The following is a 19,502-nucleotide window of genomic DNA, read 5'->3' on the forward strand; positions in this document are numbered from 1 at the left end:
GGGACAAAGACCGCGCATTCTCCGCTGCCGAGGTTATCCGAAGATGAACCCCGCGGCGTGAGGATCCATCCTCAGGCGCGATCGCCAAAATACTCGCGGCACCACTGCACCACAGGCGGCAGGCCTTCTTCGATCGGGGTCACCGCATCGAAGCCGAAAGCGTCATGTGCGCGCCGGGTATCGGCCATCGTGCGCACCATGTCGCCGGGCTGCATGGGCTTGTACACCTTCTGCGCGGGGCGGCCGGCGGCCTGCTCGATCACGCTGATGAAGCGCTCCAGCTCGACCGGCGTATGGTTGCCGAGGTTGAACACCCGGTGCGGCACCGGGCCGTCGGCCGGATGCGCGAGGGCGCCGAGGATACCGGACACAATGTCGGAGACATGTGTGAAATCGCGCTGCATGCGGCCCTCGTTGAACACGTCGATCGGCCGCCCGGCCAGCACCGCGCGGGAGAACAGCAGCGGTGCCATGTCCGGCCGGCCCCACGGGCCATACACGGTGAAGAAGCGCAGGCCGGTGGCATGCAGGCCGTACAGCTGCGCGTAGGTATGGGCCATCAGCTCATTGGCCGCCTTGGTCGCCGCGTACAGCGAACGCGGCTGGTCTACGCGCTGGTCCTCGGAGAACGGCGGCGTGGCCGAATCGCCGTAGACCGAGCTGCTGGAGGCATACACCAGGTGCTGCACGCCACGGTGGCGGCACAGTTCGAGCATGTTGACGAAGCCGACCAGGTTGCTGTCGACGTAGGCGTGCGGGTTTTCCAGCGAATAGCGCACGCCGGCCTGGGCGGCCAGATGGATCACCGCCGTCGGCTGCACTTCATCGAACAGCGCAGCCAGGCCCTCGCGGTCGGTCAGGTCCAGCGCGCGCAGGTCCAGCGACGGGCACAGCGCGGCCACGCGGTCGCGCTTGATCTGCGGGTCGTAGTAATCGTTGAAGTTGTCCAGGCCGACCACGGCCTGGCCGGCCTCCAGCAGTGCGCGGGCGGTGTAGGCACCGATGAAGCCGGCAGCGCCGGTGAGCAGGATGGTCATGGCAGGGGGCCTGGAAACGAAGTTCAGGCCCCTGATGTTACCGGTCTCAGAACAAACCGAAACGCTTCTTCGCCACGTTGGTGCGGCCGGGTTCGATTACATCCTGGATCTTCTTCGCGTCGAAGCGGTCGAGCAGCGCCTCGGCGCCCTTCCTCAGCTTCAGGTCCATCTCTTCGGGGTACAGCGGGACCAGGCTCATGAAGCTGATGGTCTTGCCGTCGTCCAGTTCCAGCGTGGCAAAGTCCTCCGGGGTGGTTACCGGCGTCAGCACGATGGCACCGTCGAAGCCCACGCCCGGCGCATAGGGCTCGCTGGGATGGCCGTTGGGAATGGTGTGGCCGAAGCCCAGCCAGGTGTCGTACTCGTGCGGCAACCGCGCCATGCCCTTCAGCAGGCGCACCGGCCAGTAATTGCGCTCGTCCTCGAAGGCGTCCTGGGAGATGGGCCAGTCCGCCGGCAGGGTCACCATCAGTTCCATGTAGCGCGGCACGTCCGCGTCCACCTCGGCGGGCACGGTCATCGGCAGGTCGCTCATGCCGGAGGTGACCAGGCGCAGGTAAGGGCAGTGGCCATTGGCCGGCACCACGTGCACGTCAATGTGCACCAGGTCGGAGATGATCTCGTGGAAGACACCGGATACCGGGCCCAGATGGCGTTCGAGGTGGGCGCTGATCGCCTCGATGTGGCGTTCTTCGCCGGTGGCGAGCACGAAGTCCTTTTCGCGGCGATGTACCAGTATCTGGGTGCCGTCCGGGCTGACGTCCTCGTATTCGTTGCTCATGTCCTGCTCCCTGGATGAGGCCACGGACCGGAAGGCAGTGCATTCCCTCGGCGCGCGCGGCGGTACGTTCCCTGTCATTGGCGGGACACGGCAGGAACGGGCCGCGCCACTGTCACTGCGCCGGGCTCAGCCCTGGCGCGTGCGCAGCTTTTCCAGCACGCCGTCCAGGGTATCCAGGTCGGTGTAGTGGATGATCAGCTTGCCCTTGCCACCGCGGCCATGATTGATCGCCACCTTGGCGCCCAATGCTTCGGACAGTTCGGTCTCCAGCGAGGCGATATCAGCCTGCTGCACCTTCGGCGTGGCCGCCGGGCGGTTGCTCGGCACCTTGCCGGCGGCGAAGGCCTGCGCACGGCGCTCGACCTCGCGCACCGACCAGCCTTCATCGGCTGCTTCCTGGGCCAGCTTGCCAGCCAGCTCGGGAGCCAGGGTCAGCAGCGCGCGGGCGTGGCCCATTTCCAGGCGGCGGGTTTCCAGCAGCAGGCGGATCGCCACCGGCAGCTCCAGCAGGCGCAGCAGGTTGGACACCGCCGCGCGCGAGCGGCCGACGGCCTCGGCGGCCTCGGCATGGGTCAGGGTGAACTCGCTGATCAGGCGCTGCAGCGCCTCGGCTTCTTCCAGCGGATTGAGGTCTTCGCGCTGGATGTTCTCGATCAGCGCCATCGCGATGACGGTGCGGTCTTCCAGCTCGCGCACCACCACCGGCACTTCGTCCAGGCCGGCCAGCTGCGATGCGCGCCAACGGCGTTCACCGGCGACGATTTCGTAGTTGCCTGCCGGCAGCTGGCGCACCAGGATCGGCTGGATCACGCCCTGCGACTTGATCGAGTCGGCCAACTCGGACAGCTTGCCCTCGTCCATCTCGCGGCGCGGCTGGTACTTGCCCGGCTGCAGCTGGCCGACCGGCAACTTGCGCAGCACTTCCCCCGGCAGCGGCTCGATCACCGCGGTGGTGGCCTGCACCTGGCTGACCGCGCCTTTCGGGCCCAACAGCGCATCCAGGCCACGGCCGAGGCCTCGCTTCTTGGCTGCCGGCTTGCTGCTGGTCATCAGACGATCTCCACGGCCTTGCCGGCCTTGTTGCGTTCGTTGTTGCGGCGGATGATCTCGCCGGCCAGGCCCAGGTAGGCCACGCCACCGCGCGAGGCGCGGTCGTAGCCGACGATGCTCTGGCCATGGCTGGGTGCCTCGGCCAGGCGCACGTTGCGCGGCACGATGGTGCGGAACACGCGGTCGCCGAAGTGCTCGGTGAGCTCGGCCGACACTGCGTTGGCCAGGTTGTTGCGCACGTCGAACATGGTGCGCAGCACGCCTTCGATCTCCAGCGCCGGGTTCAGGCTGGTGCGCAGCGCTTCGATGGTTTCCACCAGCGCGCTCAGGCCTTCCAGCGCGTAGTACTCGCACTGCATCGGCACGATCACCGAGTCGGCGGCGGCCAGCGCGTTGAGCGTCAGCAGCGACAGCGCCGGCGGGCAGTCGATCAGGATGTAGTCGTACTCGTCGCGGATCGGCGCCAGCGCGCGCTTCAGGCGCTGCTCGCGCTCGCTCTGGCCCATCAGCTGGATCTCGGCGGCGGTCAGGTCGATATTGCCGGGCAGCAGGTCGTAACCCTCGGCAGTCTGCACGCGTACATCGGCAGCGCTGTTCTCGCCGAGCAGCAGGTCACAGGTGGAGGCGGCCAGCTCGCGTTTGTCCACGCCACTGCCCATGGTCGCGTTGCCCTGCGAATCCAGGTCGACCAACAGCACGCGCTTGGGTGCGTTGGCCAGGGAAGCGGCCAGGTTGACGGCGGTCGTGGTCTTGCCGACGCCACCCTTCTGGTTGGCGATGGCGATGATGCGGGCCATGCGGGTGTGCCTCGTCGACGTGTGCTGGGACCGGTCATTATGCGTACAACCGGCCCCTTGCGGAAATCGTGGATCGCCAACCCGTTGTTCCACAAGGGGCTGGCGGCGGGAATCAGGGGCCTGTAACAGTGACCAGGTGGCGTTCGCCGGCCAGGCCGGGCACGCTCAACGGGGTCACCTCACGCACCTGCCAGCCCGCCGGCAGGTCCGCGATCTCCTCATGCGGGTAGACGCCCTTCATGGCCAGCAGTACGCCGCCGGGGCGCAGCAGGTGGCCACCGACGCGGACGATGCCGGCCAGGGTGTCCATCGCGCGCGCGGTCAGCTGGTCGTAGCGGCCGGCCTCGTCCAGCGCCTCGGCGCGCGACTCGGCCACGCGGGCGTTGCCCAGGCCGAGCTGGCGCACGGCTTCGCGCATGAAGCGCGCCTTCTTGCCGTTGCTCTCGACCAGGGTGACCTGCAGGCCCGGGCAGGCGATCGCCAGCGGGATGCCGGGCAGCCCGGGGCCGGTGCCAAGGTCGGCCAGGCTGCCGTCGGCCACGAACGGCTGCATCGCCAGCGAGTCGAGCAGGTGGCGGGTGACCATCTCCTGCGGGTCGCGGATGGCGGTGAGGTTGTAGGTGCCGTTCCAGCGGTGCAGCAGGGCCAGGTAGCGCAGCAACGGCGGCGCCAGCGCGGCGTCCAGGCCCATGCTGGCCAGGCCCTGTTCCAGCGTGGCAGACACGCTGGCGGGAAGTGGGTGTTCGCTCATGCCGGCATTATCGCCGGTTTTGCGCGCCGATTCCCCGCTTCAGTGTGGATACCAGGCCAATGCGGCGCGGAACTGGCCGCTGGCCTGCCACTCGTGCAGGTGCCAGCGTGCGGCCTCGCCCAGTTCCGGGTCGCACCAGCGCAGGTGCAGGGCGCCATCGGGCCCGGGCGCCAGCTGCAGGCGGTGCAGGCCGAACGAGATGCCCTGCCCATGCGCCTTGAGGATAGCCTCCTTGACGCACCACACGCGGAAGAACCAGTGCTCGCGCCCGGCCTCATCCAGGCGTTCCAGCCAGGCCACCTCCTGCGGGTGGAAGAAGCGCCGCACGATTTCCAGCAGGCGCGGTCGCGGCCGCAGCAGCTCCAGGTCCACGCCCAGCCGCACGCCTTCGCCCAGCGCCACCAGCAGCACCTCGCCGCTGTGGCTCCAGCCGGTGCCGTAGTGGGCCAACGGGCCGCTCAGTTCCGGCCGGCCCTTGTCATCACGGACCAGCGGCAGCGTCTGCGGGTCGGCGCCCAATGCCTGCGCCAGCACCTGCCGCGCCTGCGGTTCACCACGCTGGCCCGGCACATGCGGGCGCCGCCAGACCGTCACCGGACCGAAGCGCCAGGGGCCATCGAGGGTGGCTGGCAGGCTCATGCGCACACGCCCATCACGCAATTCCACGACGGGTTCACAGCCCTGCGCGTCAACTGGTCACAGTTCCCCACCGGAGGTTCGATCATGGGCATCATCATCTGGCTGATCGTCGGCGGCATCGTAGGCTGGCTGGCCAGCATCATCATGAAGCGCGATGCCCAGCAGGGCATCATCCTCAACATCGTGGTCGGCATCGTCGGCGCGCTGATTTCCGGCTGGCTGTTCGGCGGCGGCATCAACGAAGCGATCACCCTCCGCACCTTCCTGTTCTCGCTGATCGGTGCGGTGATCCTGCTGGCGATCGTCAACCTGTTCACCCGCAAGAGCATACGGTGATCTGAGGGTAGTGCCGGCCACTGGCCGGCAGATGTTCCAGAACGGGCCCGGCAATCGTCGGGCCCTGTTCGTTCAACCGATCTGCACCCAGGCCGGCGCATGGTCACTCGGGCGTTCCCAGGTGCGCGGCTCGCGGTCGATGCCCGAGGCCACCGCACTGCCCTTCAGCGCATCGGAGACCAGGGTCAGGTCGATGCGCAGGCCCAGGTTGCGGCGGAAGCCGGCGGCACGGTAGTCCCACCAGCTGAAGGTACCCGCCTCGTCGTTGTGCAGGCGGAAGCCATCGTGCAGGCCCAGCTGCAGCAGCTTGTTCAATGCGCCGCGCTCGGCGGTGGAGGTCAGGATGTGGTTGTCGTTCCACACCGCCGGGTCGTGCACGTCGCGCGCGTCCGGGGCGATGTTGAAGTCGCCCATCACGATCAGCTTCGGGTGGCGCTGCAGTTCTCCGGCGATCCAGGCATGCACCGCTTCCAGCCAGCGCAGCTTGTAGTCGTACTTGTCGGTACCGATGTCCTGGCCGTTGACCACGTACAGGTTGATCACCCGCAGGTCGCCGAAGGTGCCGGCGATGACGCGCTTCTGCTCGTCCTCGAAACCGGGAATGCCGATCTGCACGTCCTGCGCCGGCTCACGCGACAGCAGCGCCACGCCGTTGTAGGTCTTCTGGCCGGCGAACACGCTGCGGTAGCCCGCGGCGATCAGCGCCGAATCGGGGAACTTGTGGTCCTCCAGCTTGGTTTCCTGGATGCCGACGATGTCCGGGCCGAAGTCCTTGAGCCACTGCTCCAGGTGCGGCAGGCGGACATTGAGCGAATTGACGTTCCACGAGGCGATCTTCATGGGGGCATTCTACCCGGGTGGGCTTGGGTTGCCTTGTAGAGCCGAGCCCACGCTCGGCTGTGTCTGCCTGGACCAGCCAAGAGCAGCCGAGCGTGGGCTCGGCTCTACAGAAGAATCAGGCCCTGAATCAAGTGGAGCCACGCCATGCGTGGCTTCATCGCAGCAGGAACCGCAACAACCCCGCAATCCTCGAATACGGCGGCCGCAGCCGGTCGCTGGCCGCCCAGCGCGACTGCCACAGCACCGGCAGCCGCTTGCTCATCGCATCGAACCCGGCGCGGCCGTGGTACGCGCCCATGCCGCTGGCCCCTACCCCGCCAAACGGCAGGCCATCGGCGGCGAAGTGCAGCAGCGTGTCATTCACCGTCACCCCACCGGCCACCACCTGGCCAAGGATGCGCTCCACCGTCGCCGTGTCGTGGCTGAAGGGATACAGCGCCAGCGGCCGGTCGCGGGACAGCACGTCGCCCAGCGCGGCGTCCAGATCCGGGTAGGCCCGCACCGGCAGGATCGGGCCGAAGATCTCCTCGCGCATCAGGTCCAGGTCGTCCGGCGGGTCCAGCACCACGGTCGGCACCAGCAGGCGCTCGCGGTCGGCGCGCGCGTCATCCACCTGCGCCAACGGAATCACCGGCACCCCGCGTTGCCGCGCCTGTGCCAGATAGCCCTGCAGGCGCCGGTACTGACCTTCATTGATGATGCGGGTGTAGTCGTCGGCATCGCTGAAGTCGCCATAGCGCTCGCGCACCTGCTGCTGCAGCGCCTGTACGAATTCGCGCTGGCGAACGGTATCGATCAGCACGTAATCCGGCGCGATGCAGGTCTGGCCCGCGTTGAACCACTTGCCGGTGGCCAGCCGCGCAGCGGCTTTGTCCAGCGGGAAATCGCGACAGACAATCGCCGGCGACTTGCCGCCCAGCTCCAGTGTGACCGGTACCAGATGCTCAGCGGCGGCGGCCATCACCTTGCGGCCAACCGCCGTCGAGCCGGTGAACAGCAGATGGTCCAGCGGCAGCGACGACACCGCTGCGGCCACATCCGCCCCACCCTGCACCACCGCCACCCGATCGGGCGGGAACACGCTGGCCAGCAGATCGGCCAGGAACGCGCTGGTGCGCGGCGTGTGTTCGGAGGGCTTGAGCAGCACGTGGTTGCCGGCGGCAATCGCGGTGGCCAACGGCACCAGCGCCAGCGTGACCGGGTAGTTCCACGGTGAGATCACCCCGACCACGCCCAGCGGCGTCGGCCGCAGCTGCGCGCGCGCCGGCCACAGCTTCCAGCCGGCCGATACGCGCTGCGGCTTCGACCAGCGCCGCAGGTGGCGCCGCAGGTGGTCGATGGCCGACAGCACACTCATGCCATCGGCCAGTTTCGATTCAACGTGGGCGCGATGCCCGAAGTCCTCGGCGATGGCCTGGGCCATTTCGTCCAGGCGCGGCTTCAATGCCTCGCGCAGGCGGCGCAGGTCGGCTTCGCGCTGGTCGAGCGTCGGGCGCTGGGCCTGCCAGGCGCTGCGCAGGGTGTGCAGGAGGGCGGGAAGGTCTGCCGGCGTGGTGGTGGTCATGGGCCGACTATACGGGGTGCTGCGCAACGCAATGGTAGTGCCGGCCGCTGGCCGGCAACGGCCTGATGTCTGCTGAGATTCATGAGCTTGCCGGCCAGCGGCCGGCACTACCGTAATGCGCGCCGGAATGACACGGCGCAGAAAACAGAAAGGCCGCGGTCTGCACCGCGGCCTTTCCTTCACTGCATGGAACCCACCGGCTACTTGGTGATATCCACGTTCTTGGTCTCGCGCAGGAACAGGCCGCCGATCACCACCGACATCAGTGCGATCGCGATCGGGTACCACAGGCCGTAGTACAGGTTGCCGGTACCGGCCACCAGCGCGAACGAGATCGCCGGCAGGAAGCCACCGAACCAGCCGTTGCCGATGTGGTACGGCAGCGACATCGAGGTGTAGCGGATGCGGGTCGGGAACAGTTCGACCAGGTAGGCGGCGATCGGGCCATAGACCATGGTCACGTACAGCACCAGCAGCCACAGCATGAAGATGGTGCCGGCGATGTTGATGCGGGCGCCATCGGCCTTGGCCGGGTAGCCGGCGGTGGTCAGGGCGGTCTTCAGTTCCGCACCGAACGCATCGGCCTTGGCCTTGCCTTCTTCCTTGGTCAGGCCGGCGGCCTCATACGAGGTGACGCTGGCGCTGCCCACGTTCACCATCGCCAGCGAACCGGCGGCGGCGGGCTGCACGTCGTACGGCACACCGGCCTTGGTCAGCGCGGCGGTGGCCACGTCGCAGGAGCTGGTGAACTTGCGCAGGCCGACCGGATCGAACTGGAACGAGCAGGTAGCCGGATCGGCCACGACCAGGGCCGGCGAGCTGCTGCGGGCTTCTTCGATGGCCGGGTTGGCGAAGTGGGTCAGGCCCTTGAAGATCGGAATGTAGGTGATGGCCGCCAGCAGGCAGCCGGCCAGGATGATCTTCTTGCGACCGATGCGGTCGGACAGCCAGCCGAAGAAGATGAAGAACGGCGTGCCCAGTGCCAGCGCAGCGGCGATCAGCAGGTAGGAGGTGGTGGCATCGACCTTCAGCATGCTGCTGAGGAAGAACAGCGCGTAGAACTGGCCGCCGTACCAGACCACCGCCTGGCCAGCCGCCGCACCGAGCAGGACCAGCAGCATCAGCTTCAGGTTGCCACCCTTCAGGCTGTCGCGGAACGGGGTCTTGGAGCCCTTGCCTTCAGCCTTCATCTGCTGGAACAGCGGCGATTCGCTCAGCTGCAGGCGGATCCATACCGAAATGCCCAGCAGCAGGATCGAGACCAGGAACGGGATGCGCCAGCCCCAGGCTTCGAAGGCCTCGTTGCCCAGCGTCATGCGGCAGGCCAGGATGATCAGCAGCGACAGGAACAGGCCCAGCGTGGCGGTGCACTGGATGAAGCTGGTGTACAGGCCGCGCTTGTCGTCCGGCGCGTGCTCGGCCACGTAGGTGGCGGCACCGCCGTACTCGCCGCCCATCGCCAGGCCCTGGGCCAGGCGCAGGATGATCAGGATCACCGGTGCGGCGAAACCGATCGAGGCGTAGTTGGGCAGCACGCCGACCAGGAAGGTCGAGATGCCCATGATCAGGATGGTGACCAGGAAGGTGTACTTGCGGCCGATGCGGTCGCCGAGGCTGCCGAAGAAGGCCGCGCCGAACGGACGCACGAAGAAGCCGGCAGCGAACGCCAGCAGGGCGAAGATCATGCCCGTGGTTTCATTGACGCCACTGAAGAACTGCTTGGCGATGATGGCCGCGAGCGAGCCGTACAGGAAGAAGTCATACCACTCGAAGACCGTGCCGAGGCTCGAGGCGAAGATGACTTTCTTGTGGCCCTTGGTCAGGGTGCCCGCCGCATGGTGCGGGCCTGGTGCAGTGCTGGACATAAGACGCTTCCCCTCCGAAGCAATCGTTGTGGGTGGGTGCCGACCGTTGGCCGGCACTCAATTCGGTAGGTGCCAACCTTGGTCGGCACCCCATCTCGGTAGATGCAGACCTTGGCCGGCACCCCATCTCGGTAGGTGCCGACCTTGGCCGGCACCCCATCTCGGTAGGTGCCGGCCGCTGGCCGGCACGCTCTTAGAAGCTGTACTTCGTGGTGAACTGCAACCGGGTGATGTCACCCTTGTTGCCGTTCTCCACTTCGCGGCGGCCGTACATCAGCTCGGCGCCGATATCGACCTTGGGCAGCGGCGAATAGAAGATGTTGCCGCGGATGCTCTGCACGCTCTTGGTCACCAGCGGGCCGAGGATGCTGTCGTTGTCGTAGTCGCTGCGCGCGTAGATCAGGTTGGTGCGCAGCTTCGGCGAGAACGCATGCCGCCAGCCCACGTAGCCGGCCAGCACGCCGGTCGGGTTGAGCTCGTCGCGGGCCACGTCGTAGGCGCTGTCGGCGGTGATGCCCAGGCCGATGTAGCGGGCGATGCCTTCGCCACCGGTCAGCTGGTAATGCAGCGAATCGCTGTCACCCATCACCCACTTGCCGCCCAGGGTCAGGCCGCCAGCCACCTTGTCGGCCTTCGCGCCGGTGGCCTGGTTGTCCACCTTCAACTGGCGGACGATGCCACCGACACCAAAGGTGCCCCAGTCGCCCTTCCAGCCATAACGCATGGTCAGGTCGGGCAGGCTGCCACGGTCGGAGTTGGCGCTGGCGTTGGTCCAGGCCCCGGTGACCGGGTTGCGGGTACCGGTGAGGGTGGTGGTTTCCGGGTTTTCCAGTGCGACGCTGAAGCCGCCCTGGGTGTAGCGCACCTGGGCCTGGCGCACGAAGATCACGCCGTCGGTGGGGCCGACGAAGTCGACCGCCTCCGGCAGCGCGGCCGCGTCCATGAAGTTGGACCAGGTCTGGCCGGCCATCCAGTTGTTCCAGTACATGTAGGCGTGGCGCAGGGTCACGCCATAGGTATTGGTGGCGGTCTGGTTGCCCAGCGAGTTGCCGAAGAAGTCCATCTCGAAGAACGCACCGGCCTTGTTGCCCGATTCGCTCACGTTGTCGATGCCCAGGTTGAAGCGCGAGAACTTGGCGTGGGCGTTGAAGTCGGTGCCCGAACGCTTGCCGCTGCCGCCGGCGCCTTCCACCGGGGTCTGGCCCGGCAGGTACAGCGAACGGCCGGTGGCGTCGTCGGCCAGCTGGCCATCGCTGGTCTGGGTGGCCAGGAAGTCGGCCTTGATGAAGCCACCGATCTTGACCGTGGTGCCGGGCGCGGCGCCCGGAGTGATGGTGGTGACCTGGATCGGCTGCTTGCCCGCCGGCACCGAGGCGACCGGCTTCTGCCCGGCCTGCACCGTGCGCACTTCGGTCACCGCCTGCTGGGTCTGGCTGATCTGGGTCTGTTGTTGTTGCTGCGAAGACAGCAGCAGCTGGACCTGGCGTTCCAGTTCGGCAACGCGTGCTTCCAGTGCCTTCTCTTTGGCGGTCTCTGCGAACGCCATGCCCGGTGCGACCAGGGCGACCAACAGGCAGGCCGCCAAAGGTGTGCGCACGGCTTTCAACGTACGGTGGCTCATGTTGCCCTCTCTCCCAAGTGGCAAGGTGATGCCGCGCGTGGGGCACGGTCGAGCCGAGACTGCGGGGCGTTCGCGCACAGCGGCTATTGGCCATTGGTCGAACCCGGCCCTGCTGGGCGCTCACTTTCGACCATGGTCTAACCAGGGTGGTGACGCGGCCGGGGGTGAATGGGGCAAACTGAGGGGGATCGGTCGTTGCGATGCTGCGACCGCACATACAAAGTCAACGTGCAAGTGAGGGTGCCATGGCTGATATCTACCCCGTCGATCCGCAGTTCGCCGCCAAGGCACGCATCGACAAGACGTCGTACGAACAGCAGTACCAGGCGTCGGTGACCGACCCGGATGGTTTCTGGGGCAAGGCCGCCGAGCGCCTGCAATGGATGCGCAAGCCGACGAAGATCAAGAACGTCAGCTATGACCTGTCCGACTTCCACATCAAGTGGTTCGAAGATGGCGAGCTCAATGCCAGCGTGAACTGCCTGGATCGCCAGCTGGAAACGCGCGGCGACAAGACCGCCCTGCTGTTCGAGCCGGACGGCCCGGATGCACCGGCCCAGCACGTGACCTATCGCGAGCTGTACGAGCGCACCTGCCGCCTCGGCAACGCGCTGCGCAACCTCGGCGTCAAGAAGGGCGACCGCGTCACCATCTACCTGCCGATGATCGTCGACGCCGCGGTGGCCATGCTGGCCTGTGCGCGCATCGGTGCGATCCACTCGGTGGTGTTCGGTGGCTTCGCGCCGAATTCGATCGCCGACCGCGTCAGCGACTGCCAGAGCAAGCTGATCATCACCGCCGACGAGGGCCTGCGCGGTGGCCGCAGGATTCCGCTGAAGGCCAACGTTGATGCCGCGCTGAAGCTGCCGGGCACGAATACGGTTGAAACCGTGCTGGTGGTGCGCCACACCGGCGGCGCGGTGGACATGCAGGCCCCGCGCGACCGCTGGTTCCACGATGTGGTGGACAGCCAGCCGGCCAGCTGCGAACCGGAACGCATGAACGCGGAAGACCCGCTGTTCATCCTCTACACCTCCGGTTCCACCGGCAAGCCCAAGGGCGTGCTGCACACCACCGGCGGTTACCTGCTGTACGCGGCCTACACCCATGAAGCGGTGTTCGACCTGCGCGAAGACGACGTCTACTGGTGCACCGCCGATGTCGGCTGGGTCACCGGCCACAGCTACATCGTGTACGGGCCGCTGGCCAACGGCGCGACCTCGCTGATGTTCGAAGGCGTGCCGAACTACCCGGACACCTCGCGTTTCTGGAACGTCATCGACAAGCACAAGGTGACCATCTTCTACACCGCCCCGACCGCCATCCGCGCGCTGATGCGCGAAGGCGAGGAGCCGGTGAAGAAGACGTCGCGCGCGTCGCTGCGCCTGCTCGGCAGCGTCGGCGAGCCGATCAATCCGGAAGCCTGGCGCTGGTACTACGAAGTGGTCGGCGACAGCCGCTGCCCGATCGTCGATACCTGGTGGCAGACCGAGACCGGCGGCATCCTGATCTCGCCGCTGGCCGGCGCGATGGACCTCAAGCCCGGTTCGGCCACCCTGCCCTTCTTCGGCGTGCAGCCGGCGCTGGTCAATGCCGATGGCGAGATCCAGGACGGCCCGACCGAGGGCAACCTGATCATCCGTGATTCCTGGCCGGGCCAGATGCGCACGGTGTACGGCGACCACCAGCGCTTCATCGATACCTATTTCCGCACCTACCCGGGCAGCTACTTCACCGGCGACGGTTGCCGCCGCGACGAGGACGGCTACTACTGGATCACCGGCCGCGTTGACGATGTGATCAACGTGTCCGGCCACCGCATCGGCACCGCCGAAGTGGAAAGCGCGCTGGTCTCGCACCCGAAGGTGGCCGAAGCGGCCGTGGTCGGCTTCCCGCATGACGTGAAGGGCCAGGGCATCTACGCCTACGTCACCCTGGTGGCCGAAGAGGCACCGAGCGACGAGTTGCACAAGGAACTGGTTGCCTGGGTGCGCAAGGAAATCGGCCCGATCGCCACGCCGGACCACCTGCAGTGGGCGCCGGGCCTGCCGAAGACCCGCTCGGGCAAGATCATGCGCCGCATCCTGCGCAAGATTGCCGAGAACGCGCCGGACCAGCTTGGCGACACCTCGACCCTGGCCGATCCGTCGGTGGTGGCGTCGCTGGTGGACGAGCGCAAGGTGCGCTGACGTACGACCCGGGGTCGGATCCCCGGGGTCGGATCCCGTTCCGCCAGGAACGGGCTCTGACCCCGGAGGATCTGGCCCCATGCAGTTTCCCCCCACGGTTCCCCCCGACCATGACCACCCTCCTGATTGCCGATGACCACCCGCTGTTCCGCGAGGCCCTGCGCGGGGCCGTGCAGCGGGTCATCCCCGGCGTGCAGCTGTTCGAGGCCGACAGCGTGGAAGCGCTGTATGCACTGGCCGACCAGCACAATGACGCCGACCTGGTCCTGATGGATCTCAACATGCCCGGTGCGCAGGGTTTCAACGCGCTGGTGCACATGCGCTCGCTGCATCCGCACCTGCCGGTGGTGGTGGTGTCCGCGCGCGAAGAAGCCACGGTGATGCGCCGTGCCCTCGACCACGGCGCGCTGGGCTTCATTCCGAAGTCGGCCGACTCGGACACCATCGGCCACGCACTGGGCACCATCCTCGATGGCGAGACCTGGGCACCGCCGGAAGCGCACAACGTGCCACCCACCGGCAGCGAAGAACGCGAAGTCGGCCAGCGCCTGCGCGAGCTGACCCCGCAGCAGTTCCGCGTGCTGCAGATGCTGGGCGCCGGCCGCTTGAACAAGCAGATCGCCTACGACCTCAACGTCTCCGAAGCGACGATCAAGGCCCACGTCACCGCCATCCTGCGCAAGCTGGGCGTGACCAACCGCACCCAGGCCGTGCTGATGGCCGGCAAGCTGGCCATCGACGACGACGCCATCGTGCTGCCGCCGGAAGAAGATTGATCGTAACGGACTGCGGAGCCGAGCATGTGCTCGGCTCCGCAGCCTTCATGATGCCCCTGTAGAGCCGAGCCCATGCTCGGCTGCTCTTGGCCTCAATATCGATCACCCCCAAAGCCCCCATCGACTCCATACATAGGGGTATTCCCCGATGCGCGTGGCCAGCCCAGCACGCACTGGATTGGCTGCAATGTACATCGCCTGCGTGCGCAGGCACTCATCGCTGCGCAGCGCATGATCGTAGAACCCCGCCTGCCAGATCGGTGCGTTCGCATCAACGCGCCTGGCGATGGATCTTCCACTCCGGGACTTCAGGATCTGCATGCAGCCGGCCAGCGTTCCGGTACGCAACTCGACCAACCAATGCAGGTGATCCGGCATGATCACCCAGGCGAGGGAGGAGGTCCGCCCCGTCCGCTCTACGGTGCGCAGCGCTTCGATCAGCAGATCGACATTGGCCTTGTCGTCGAACCAGGGACGGCGTGCGCGTGTCACAGCCGTGATCGCGTAGACATTGCCGGTCTGCGACCAGCGACCAAAGCGGAGTGCGGGACTGGCCATGCGAAGAGGCTATGGCACGCATGACAGCCTCTCCATCAGCGAAATGCCGTGCTGCATGTCGGCGAATGCTCCAATGTAGAGCCGAGCCCACGCTCGGCTGCCATGTGAAGCAGCCGAGCATGGGCTCGGCTCTACAGGGGCGGGCGTTACCCCACGCCGTGCAGGTGTTCGTACAGGATCGTTGCGCCGATGATCACCAGGATCACGCCACCGATGATCTCCGCACGCTTGCCGACCATGCTGCCCAGCACGCGGCCGAGCATGATGCCGACGGTGACCATGGTCAGCGTGCACAGGCCGATGACCGCGGCCATCACGCCGATATGCACGTCCATGAAGGCCAGGCCGATGCCCACCGCCATCGCGTCGATGCTGGTGGCGAAACCGGTCAGCGCCAGCTTCCAGAAGCCGTGGTGCTGCGAGGGGTCTTCGTCTTCCTCGGCACTGTCCGGGCGCAGGCCGTTGTAGATCATGTGGATGCCCAGTGCGCCGAGCAGGCCGAAGGCGATCCAGTGGTCGAAGGCTTCGACGTATTGCAGGGCAGCCCGACCGAGCAGCCAGCCGATGATGGGCGTGATCGCCTCGATGACGCCGAAGATGATGCCGGCACGCAATGCATCGCGGAACACCGGCTTGCGCATGGCCGCACCCTTGCCGATTGCAGCGGCGAAGGCATCGGTGGACATGGCAAAGCCGATCAGGAGGATCGAAATGGGGGACATGGGCGGTGGCTGAGGTCGGGCTGGGACGGACGCACGGCCTGCGCTCGCGCCCAACCTGACGTTGCGCGCGCGGGCCGCTGGTCTCGCCAACCATCATGGTTGTCCACGCCACGGCGCACTGGCCGAGTATGTTGACGTGGACGATTCCTGCGAAGGAATCCGGCTACTCCCCAAGGGGACGCGAAGCTTAGCATCGCGATCCGCACGTGGCGCATTTCCAGCGAAACGCGCAGGCAGGGCTGGTTTGTATAGCGATGGCTATATCGGCGCCGCCATGCGTTCGGGAGCCGAGCACGGGCTCGGCTCTACAATTGCCGATCAGGCATCGCTATTGCCGGCATCGCGCAGCGCGCCCAGGAAGGCGCGCAGCGAGGCCGGCTTGATCGGCTTGGTCAGCACGCGGTAGCCGCGTTCGCGTGCCATCCGCTTCAGTTCGTCGCGGCCATCGGCGGTCAACAACGCACCCGGCAGCGGGTAACCGGCGGCTTCACGCAGCGCCACCAGCGCATCCAGGCCGTCCATGCGGTCGTGCAGGTGGTAGTCCACCAGCATCACCTGCGGCCGCTCGGCCACTTTCTCCAGCGCCTGATCCACCGTCGATGCCGTAATCACCTGCACCTGCCAGCGACCGAGCAGCGCGCGCATGCCGTCGAGGATCTCTTCGTCGTTGTCTACGCACAGCACGCGCAGGCCGGCCAGCGAATCGCTGCGCAGCGGCGCGGCTGCGGCCTGTACCGGCGCGGCCAGTTCGGTATAGCCCGGCAGCGGCGCCACCCGCGGCAGGATGATCGAGAACATCGAGCCCTTGCCAACCCGGCTGCGCGCATTGAGGCGATGGTCAAGCAGGCGCGAGATGCGCTGGCAGATCGACAGGCCCAGGCCCAACCCCTGTTCGCCCCAATCGAACGGCTGCTGGTAGCGGTGGAACTCGTCGAAGATCTGCCGCATGTGGTGCTCGGGAATGCCCGGGCCGGTATCCCATACCTGCAGCTCCACTTCGTTGCCACGCTGGCGCACCGCCAGCACGATGCGGCCCTGGCGGGTGTAGCGCAGCGCATTGGCCAGGAAGTTCTGCAGCACGCGGCGCAGCAGGCGGCGATCACTGCGCACCCAGGCCGGACGCGTGAACAGGTCCAGGCGCAGGCCACGGCCGGCGGCGACCGGCGTGTACTGCGCGGCCAGTTCGCGCATCAGCGCGCTCACGTCGAACTCGCCGATCACCGGGTGCAGGCCACCGGCATCCAGCCGCGACACGTCCAGCAGGCCATCAAGCAGCTCTTCGGCAGCACGCAGCGACGCATCCACGCGCTCGGCCAGGTGCTTCTGCTCGTCACTCACATGGTCGCTGTCGCGCAGCGCCGAAGCAAACAGCCGTGCGGCGTTCAACGGCTGCAGCACGTCATGGCTGATCGCCGCCAGGAAGCGGGTCTTCGACTGCTGCGCGACCTCGGCCTCGTGCGAGCGCTCGGCCACGCGCTGTTCCAGCGTCTCGTTGGCCTCCAGCAGTGCTTTTTCCGCGTGCTTGTAGTCGGTGATGTCGTTGTAGCTGGTCACGTAACCGCCGCCGGGCAGCGCCTGGCCGCGCATCTCGATCACCTTGCCGTCGCTGCGGGTGCGCTCGAACACGTGCGGTGAGCCGGCGCGCATGTAGCCGATGCGGCGGTTGATCTGCACTTCGATATCGCCCTCGCCCAGCTCGCCGCGCTCGGCGTTGTAGCGGATCAGGTCGGCCACCGGGCGGCCCACGTAGAGCATGCCGTCGGGGTAGCCGAACATGTCCTGGTAGCGGCGGTTCCATGCGGTCAGGCGCATGTCCGGATCAACCACGCTGACCCCGGCGCTGATGTTCTCCAGCGTGGTCGACAGGATCTCGCGGTTGAAGCGCAGCTCCTGCCCCGCTTCGTCCAGCACCGCCACCACTTCGCCCAGGTCCATGCCCGAGCCACGCAGCAGGCTGGTCAGCAGCAGGCGCGCCGATGCCGCGCCGATCGAGGCCGCCAACAGACGCTCGGTGAACTGTACCCACGGCCGGTCCGCAGGCGCCGAGGATTGCAGCTCGCGGCCCAGCGACTGCGCCTGCTCGAAGAACGAACGCCGCGCGTGGCGCTCGCCGACCACGCGCGAGGCCAGTGCCAGCAGGTCGCCCACGTGCACGTGGCCGGGCCAGCCGCCGGCCACCGACGGGCGTTCGGCATACGGGTCGAGGAAGGGGGCAGCGCGCAGGCGCTCGTCGACGCCGGGTCGCCAGCGTGCGGACACCAGCATCATCGTCGCCGCATTGACCAGCAGCGACCAGAACGTGCCATGGGTCAGCGGATCCCAGCCGGTCATGCCGAACAGCTGCTGCGGGCGCAGCCACTCAATGCCGAACGGGCCGTGCTGCACCCAGGCGGCATCGACCCAGCCGGCCATGGTCATCGCCGGCAACAGCAGGGTGTACAGCCAGGTGGCGAAGCCGAGCAGCATGCCCACCTCGACGCCACGCCGGCTGGCACCGCGCCAGTACAGGCCGCCGATCAGGCCGGGCGCGAACTGCGCCACCGCTGCGAACGCCATCAGGCCGTACGAGGCCAGGGTGCTGTCGTTGCTGCTGGTGCGGTAGTAGCTGTAGGCCATCAACGCCAGCAGCAGGATCGCCAGGCGGCGGATCCACAGCACGCGCGAGGCGACGTCGGCGGCCTCCTGGTGGTCACCGCTCCGACGCAGCAGCACCGGCATCACCAGGTCGTTGCTGACCATGGTAGCCAGCGCGATGGACGACACGATGACCATGCCGGTGGCCGCCGAAAAGCCGCCCACGTAGGCGATCAGCGCCAGCGCGTTGCGGCCCTCGGCCAGCGGCAGGGCCAGCACCATCGAGTCGTCGGCGACGCTGCCGCCGGTGCCGAACAGGGTCACGCCGGCGGTGGCGATCGGCAGCACCATGCCCGAGATCAGCACCAGGTAGCCGCCGAACATCCAGCGCGCGCGGCGCACGTCGCGCACATCGCCGCACTCGACCACGGCCACGTGGAACTGGCGCGGCAGGCAGATGATGGCCAGGAAACTGAGCAGCGTCTGCGAGATGAAGCCCACCGGCGGCAGGCCGGTGAACAGCGTATGCACCGACTCGACCACCGCGTCGGTGCGGTTGCTCAGCCACAGGTAGGCGAACACGCCCACGGCCAGCATCGCCAGCAGCTTGATCACCGATTCGAAGGCGATGGCCAGCATCATGCCGTGGTGGTGTTCGGTGGCATCGACCTGGCGGGTACCGAACAGGGTGGCGAACAGCGCCATCAGCAGCGCCACGTACAGCGCGGGATCGGTGAAGAAGCCGGTCGGGCCGGTGTTGCCGGTCAGCACCTGCAGGCTCATCGCCACCGCTTTGTACTGCAGCGCCAGGTACGGAATGATGCCGATCAGCGCGATGATCGCCACCAGCGCCGCCAGCCGCCGCGAGCGACCGAAGCGCGAGGAGATGAAATCGGCGATGGAGACCACGTTCTGGCTGCGCGCGATCAGCGCCAGGCGCTCGATGATGCGCCAGCCGAACAGCAGCAGCAGCAGTGGGCCGATGTAGATGGGCAGGTAGCCCACGCCGTTGCGCACGGCGGTGCCGACCGCGCCGTAGAAGGTCCACGACGAGCAGTACACGGCCAGTGCCAGGCTGTAGACCACCGGCCGCAGCCACGGCCGGTCGGGGTACATCGGCCGACGGTCGCCCCACCACGCCACGCCGAACAGCAGCGCGGCATAGGCAACCGAGACCAGCAGCAGGATCCAGCTGGAGACCACGCGTGCGTTTCCGTCAGGACAGGGGTCAGTAGATCACGACCGCTGGTCGTGCGGGTAGGTCATGGCGGTGGGTCACGACCATTGGTCCGTCTGGTGGGTCACGATCGTTGATCCGTCTGGTGGGTCACGACCGTTGGTCGTGACGGGGACATCCGTGCCCACTAACAGTGGGCACCTACCGGGAATCAATGGGCACCCA

At 67.2% G+C, this 19,502-nt stretch carries 16 protein-coding genes and 1 riboswitch; of the genes, 3 read left to right on the forward strand and 13 right to left on the reverse strand.

The window, feature by feature from the left end; genetic code table 11:
- Window positions 1-71: 71 nt before the first annotated feature.
- The 6 genes from QP609_RS20410 to QP609_RS20435 form a co-directional block, all read right to left on the reverse strand.
- Window positions 72-1,037: an NAD-dependent epimerase/dehydratase family protein gene (locus QP609_RS20410; RefSeq protein ID WP_053494542.1), complete on the reverse strand. Its 966-nt coding sequence runs from the start codon at window positions 1,035-1,037 to the stop codon at window positions 72-74.
- Between the two features lie 46 nt (window positions 1,038-1,083).
- Window positions 1,084-1,818, reverse strand: a complete 735-nt coding sequence (locus QP609_RS20415; protein ID WP_041863971.1) for a suppressor of fused domain protein — start codon at window positions 1,816-1,818, stop codon at window positions 1,084-1,086.
- A gap of 126 nt (window positions 1,819-1,944) precedes the next feature.
- Complete coding sequence (locus QP609_RS20420; RefSeq protein ID WP_014648883.1) at window positions 1,945-2,868, reverse strand: ParB/RepB/Spo0J family partition protein; 924 nt, start codon at window positions 2,866-2,868, stop codon at window positions 1,945-1,947.
- Complete coding sequence (locus QP609_RS20425; RefSeq protein WP_014648884.1) at window positions 2,868-3,665, reverse strand: ParA family protein; 798 nt, start codon at window positions 3,663-3,665, stop codon at window positions 2,868-2,870. The genes QP609_RS20420 and QP609_RS20425 overlap by 1 nt, the downstream gene beginning before the upstream one ends.
- A 112-nt stretch (window positions 3,666-3,777) precedes the next feature.
- Window positions 3,778-4,416, reverse strand: a complete 639-nt coding sequence (gene rsmG, locus QP609_RS20430; protein ID WP_014648885.1) for a 16S rRNA (guanine(527)-N(7))-methyltransferase RsmG — start codon at window positions 4,414-4,416, stop codon at window positions 3,778-3,780.
- Between the two features lie 39 nt (window positions 4,417-4,455).
- Entirely contained in the window at window positions 4,456-5,055 is a 600-nt protein-coding gene (locus QP609_RS20435) for a 4'-phosphopantetheinyl transferase superfamily protein (protein ID WP_046433275.1), read from the reverse strand.
- An 84-nt stretch (window positions 5,056-5,139) separates the two neighbouring features.
- Between QP609_RS20435 and QP609_RS20440 the strand changes: the two genes are divergently transcribed.
- A complete protein-coding gene (locus QP609_RS20440) occupies window positions 5,140-5,391 on the forward strand; it encodes a GlsB/YeaQ/YmgE family stress response membrane protein (RefSeq protein ID WP_014648887.1) in 252 nt (83 codons plus the stop codon).
- A 72-nt stretch (window positions 5,392-5,463) separates the two neighbouring features.
- Here the strand turns inward: QP609_RS20440 and xth are convergent, their stop codons facing one another.
- The 4 genes from xth to QP609_RS20460 form a co-directional block, all read right to left on the reverse strand.
- The gene (gene xth / locus QP609_RS20445) at window positions 5,464-6,231 is read right to left on the reverse strand and encodes an exodeoxyribonuclease III (RefSeq protein ID WP_046433277.1); all 768 of its coding nucleotides are present in this window, start codon (window positions 6,229-6,231) and stop codon (window positions 5,464-5,466) included.
- A gap of 154 nt (window positions 6,232-6,385) precedes the next feature.
- On the reverse strand, window positions 6,386-7,795 hold the full coding sequence (locus QP609_RS20450; RefSeq protein WP_197621025.1) for a coniferyl aldehyde dehydrogenase: 1,410 nt from the start codon (window positions 7,793-7,795) through the stop codon (window positions 6,386-6,388).
- A 200-nt stretch (window positions 7,796-7,995) separates the two neighbouring features.
- On the reverse strand, window positions 7,996-9,660 hold the full coding sequence (locus tag QP609_RS20455; RefSeq protein ID WP_014648890.1) for an MFS transporter: 1,665 nt from the start codon (window positions 9,658-9,660) through the stop codon (window positions 7,996-7,998).
- 193 nt (window positions 9,661-9,853) lie between these two features.
- The gene (locus tag QP609_RS20460; protein WP_032957835.1) at window positions 9,854-11,281 is read right to left on the reverse strand and encodes a DcaP family trimeric outer membrane transporter; all 1,428 of its coding nucleotides are present in this window, start codon (window positions 11,279-11,281) and stop codon (window positions 9,854-9,856) included.
- A gap of 245 nt (window positions 11,282-11,526) precedes the next feature.
- Between QP609_RS20460 and acs the strand changes: the two genes are divergently transcribed.
- Both acs and QP609_RS20470 read left to right on the forward strand, forming a co-directional pair.
- Window positions 11,527-13,470 (forward strand): acetate--CoA ligase, encoded by a 1,944-nt coding sequence (acs, locus tag QP609_RS20465; protein WP_197621846.1) that lies wholly within the window; start codon window positions 11,527-11,529, stop codon window positions 13,468-13,470.
- Window positions 13,471-13,580: 110 nt separating this feature from the next.
- Window positions 13,581-14,246 (forward strand): response regulator transcription factor, encoded by a 666-nt coding sequence (locus QP609_RS20470; RefSeq protein WP_006477308.1) that lies wholly within the window; start codon window positions 13,581-13,583, stop codon window positions 14,244-14,246.
- A 102-nt stretch (window positions 14,247-14,348) separates the two neighbouring features.
- Here QP609_RS20470 and QP609_RS20475 read toward each other — a convergent pair whose 3' ends face one another.
- The 3 genes from QP609_RS20475 to QP609_RS20485 form a co-directional block, all read right to left on the reverse strand.
- Entirely contained in the window at window positions 14,349-14,804 is a 456-nt protein-coding gene (locus QP609_RS20475) for a transposase (RefSeq protein ID WP_197621847.1), read from the reverse strand.
- A gap of 146 nt (window positions 14,805-14,950) precedes the next feature.
- Window positions 14,951-15,526, reverse strand: a complete 576-nt coding sequence (locus QP609_RS20480; RefSeq protein WP_010482394.1) for a manganese efflux pump MntP family protein — start codon at window positions 15,524-15,526, stop codon at window positions 14,951-14,953.
- 88 nt (window positions 15,527-15,614) lie between these two features.
- A riboswitch (yybP-ykoY riboswitch) is annotated at window positions 15,615-15,704 on the reverse strand.
- Window positions 15,705-15,844: 140 nt separating this feature from the next.
- Window positions 15,845-19,303, reverse strand: coding sequence for a PAS domain-containing hybrid sensor histidine kinase/response regulator (locus tag QP609_RS20485; protein WP_014648893.1), 3,459 nt, complete (start codon window positions 19,301-19,303; stop codon window positions 15,845-15,847).
- Window positions 19,304-19,502: the final 199 nt, after the last annotated feature.

The sequence above is a fragment of the Stenotrophomonas sp. 8(2023) genome (assembly GCF_030345295.1).
GTDB classification, from domain to species: Bacteria; Pseudomonadota; Gammaproteobacteria; order Xanthomonadales; family Xanthomonadaceae; genus Stenotrophomonas; species Stenotrophomonas muris.

Bases quoted from the DNA above. Each gene is read 5' to 3' on its own strand.
- QP609_RS20415 (WP_041863971.1), bottom strand. From the start codon at position 1,818: ATGAGCAACGAATACGAGGACGTCAGCCCGGACGGCACCCAGATACTG.
- QP609_RS20410 (WP_053494542.1), bottom strand. From the start codon at position 1,037: ATGACCATCCTGCTCACCGGCGCTGCCGGCTTCATCGGTGCCTACACC.
- QP609_RS20425 (WP_014648884.1), bottom strand. From the start codon at position 3,665: ATGGCCCGCATCATCGCCATCGCCAACCAGAAGGGTGGCGTCGGCAAG.
- xth (WP_046433277.1), bottom strand. From the start codon at position 6,231: ATGAAGATCGCCTCGTGGAACGTCAATTCGCTCAATGTCCGCCTGCCG.
- QP609_RS20420 (WP_014648883.1), bottom strand. From the start codon at position 2,868: ATGACCAGCAGCAAGCCGGCAGCCAAGAAGCGAGGCCTCGGCCGTGGC.
- QP609_RS20435 (WP_046433275.1), bottom strand. From the start codon at position 5,055: ATGAGCCTGCCAGCCACCCTCGATGGCCCCTGGCGCTTCGGTCCGGTG.
- QP609_RS20450 (WP_197621025.1), bottom strand. From the start codon at position 7,795: ATGACCACCACCACGCCGGCAGACCTTCCCGCCCTCCTGCACACCCTG.
- QP609_RS20455 (WP_014648890.1), bottom strand. From the start codon at position 9,660: ATGTCCAGCACTGCACCAGGCCCGCACCATGCGGCGGGCACCCTGACC.
- QP609_RS20470 (WP_006477308.1), top strand. From the start codon at position 13,581: ATGACCACCCTCCTGATTGCCGATGACCACCCGCTGTTCCGCGAGGCC.
- QP609_RS20480 (WP_010482394.1), bottom strand. From the start codon at position 15,526: ATGTCCCCCATTTCGATCCTCCTGATCGGCTTTGCCATGTCCACCGAT.
- QP609_RS20440 (WP_014648887.1), top strand. From the start codon at position 5,140: ATGGGCATCATCATCTGGCTGATCGTCGGCGGCATCGTAGGCTGGCTG.
- rsmG (WP_014648885.1), bottom strand. From the start codon at position 4,416: ATGAGCGAACACCCACTTCCCGCCAGCGTGTCTGCCACGCTGGAACAG.
- acs (WP_197621846.1), top strand. From the start codon at position 11,527: ATGGCTGATATCTACCCCGTCGATCCGCAGTTCGCCGCCAAGGCACGC.
- QP609_RS20475 (WP_197621847.1), bottom strand. From the start codon at position 14,804: ATGGCCAGTCCCGCACTCCGCTTTGGTCGCTGGTCGCAGACCGGCAAT.
- QP609_RS20460 (WP_032957835.1), bottom strand. From the start codon at position 11,281: ATGAGCCACCGTACGTTGAAAGCCGTGCGCACACCTTTGGCGGCCTGC.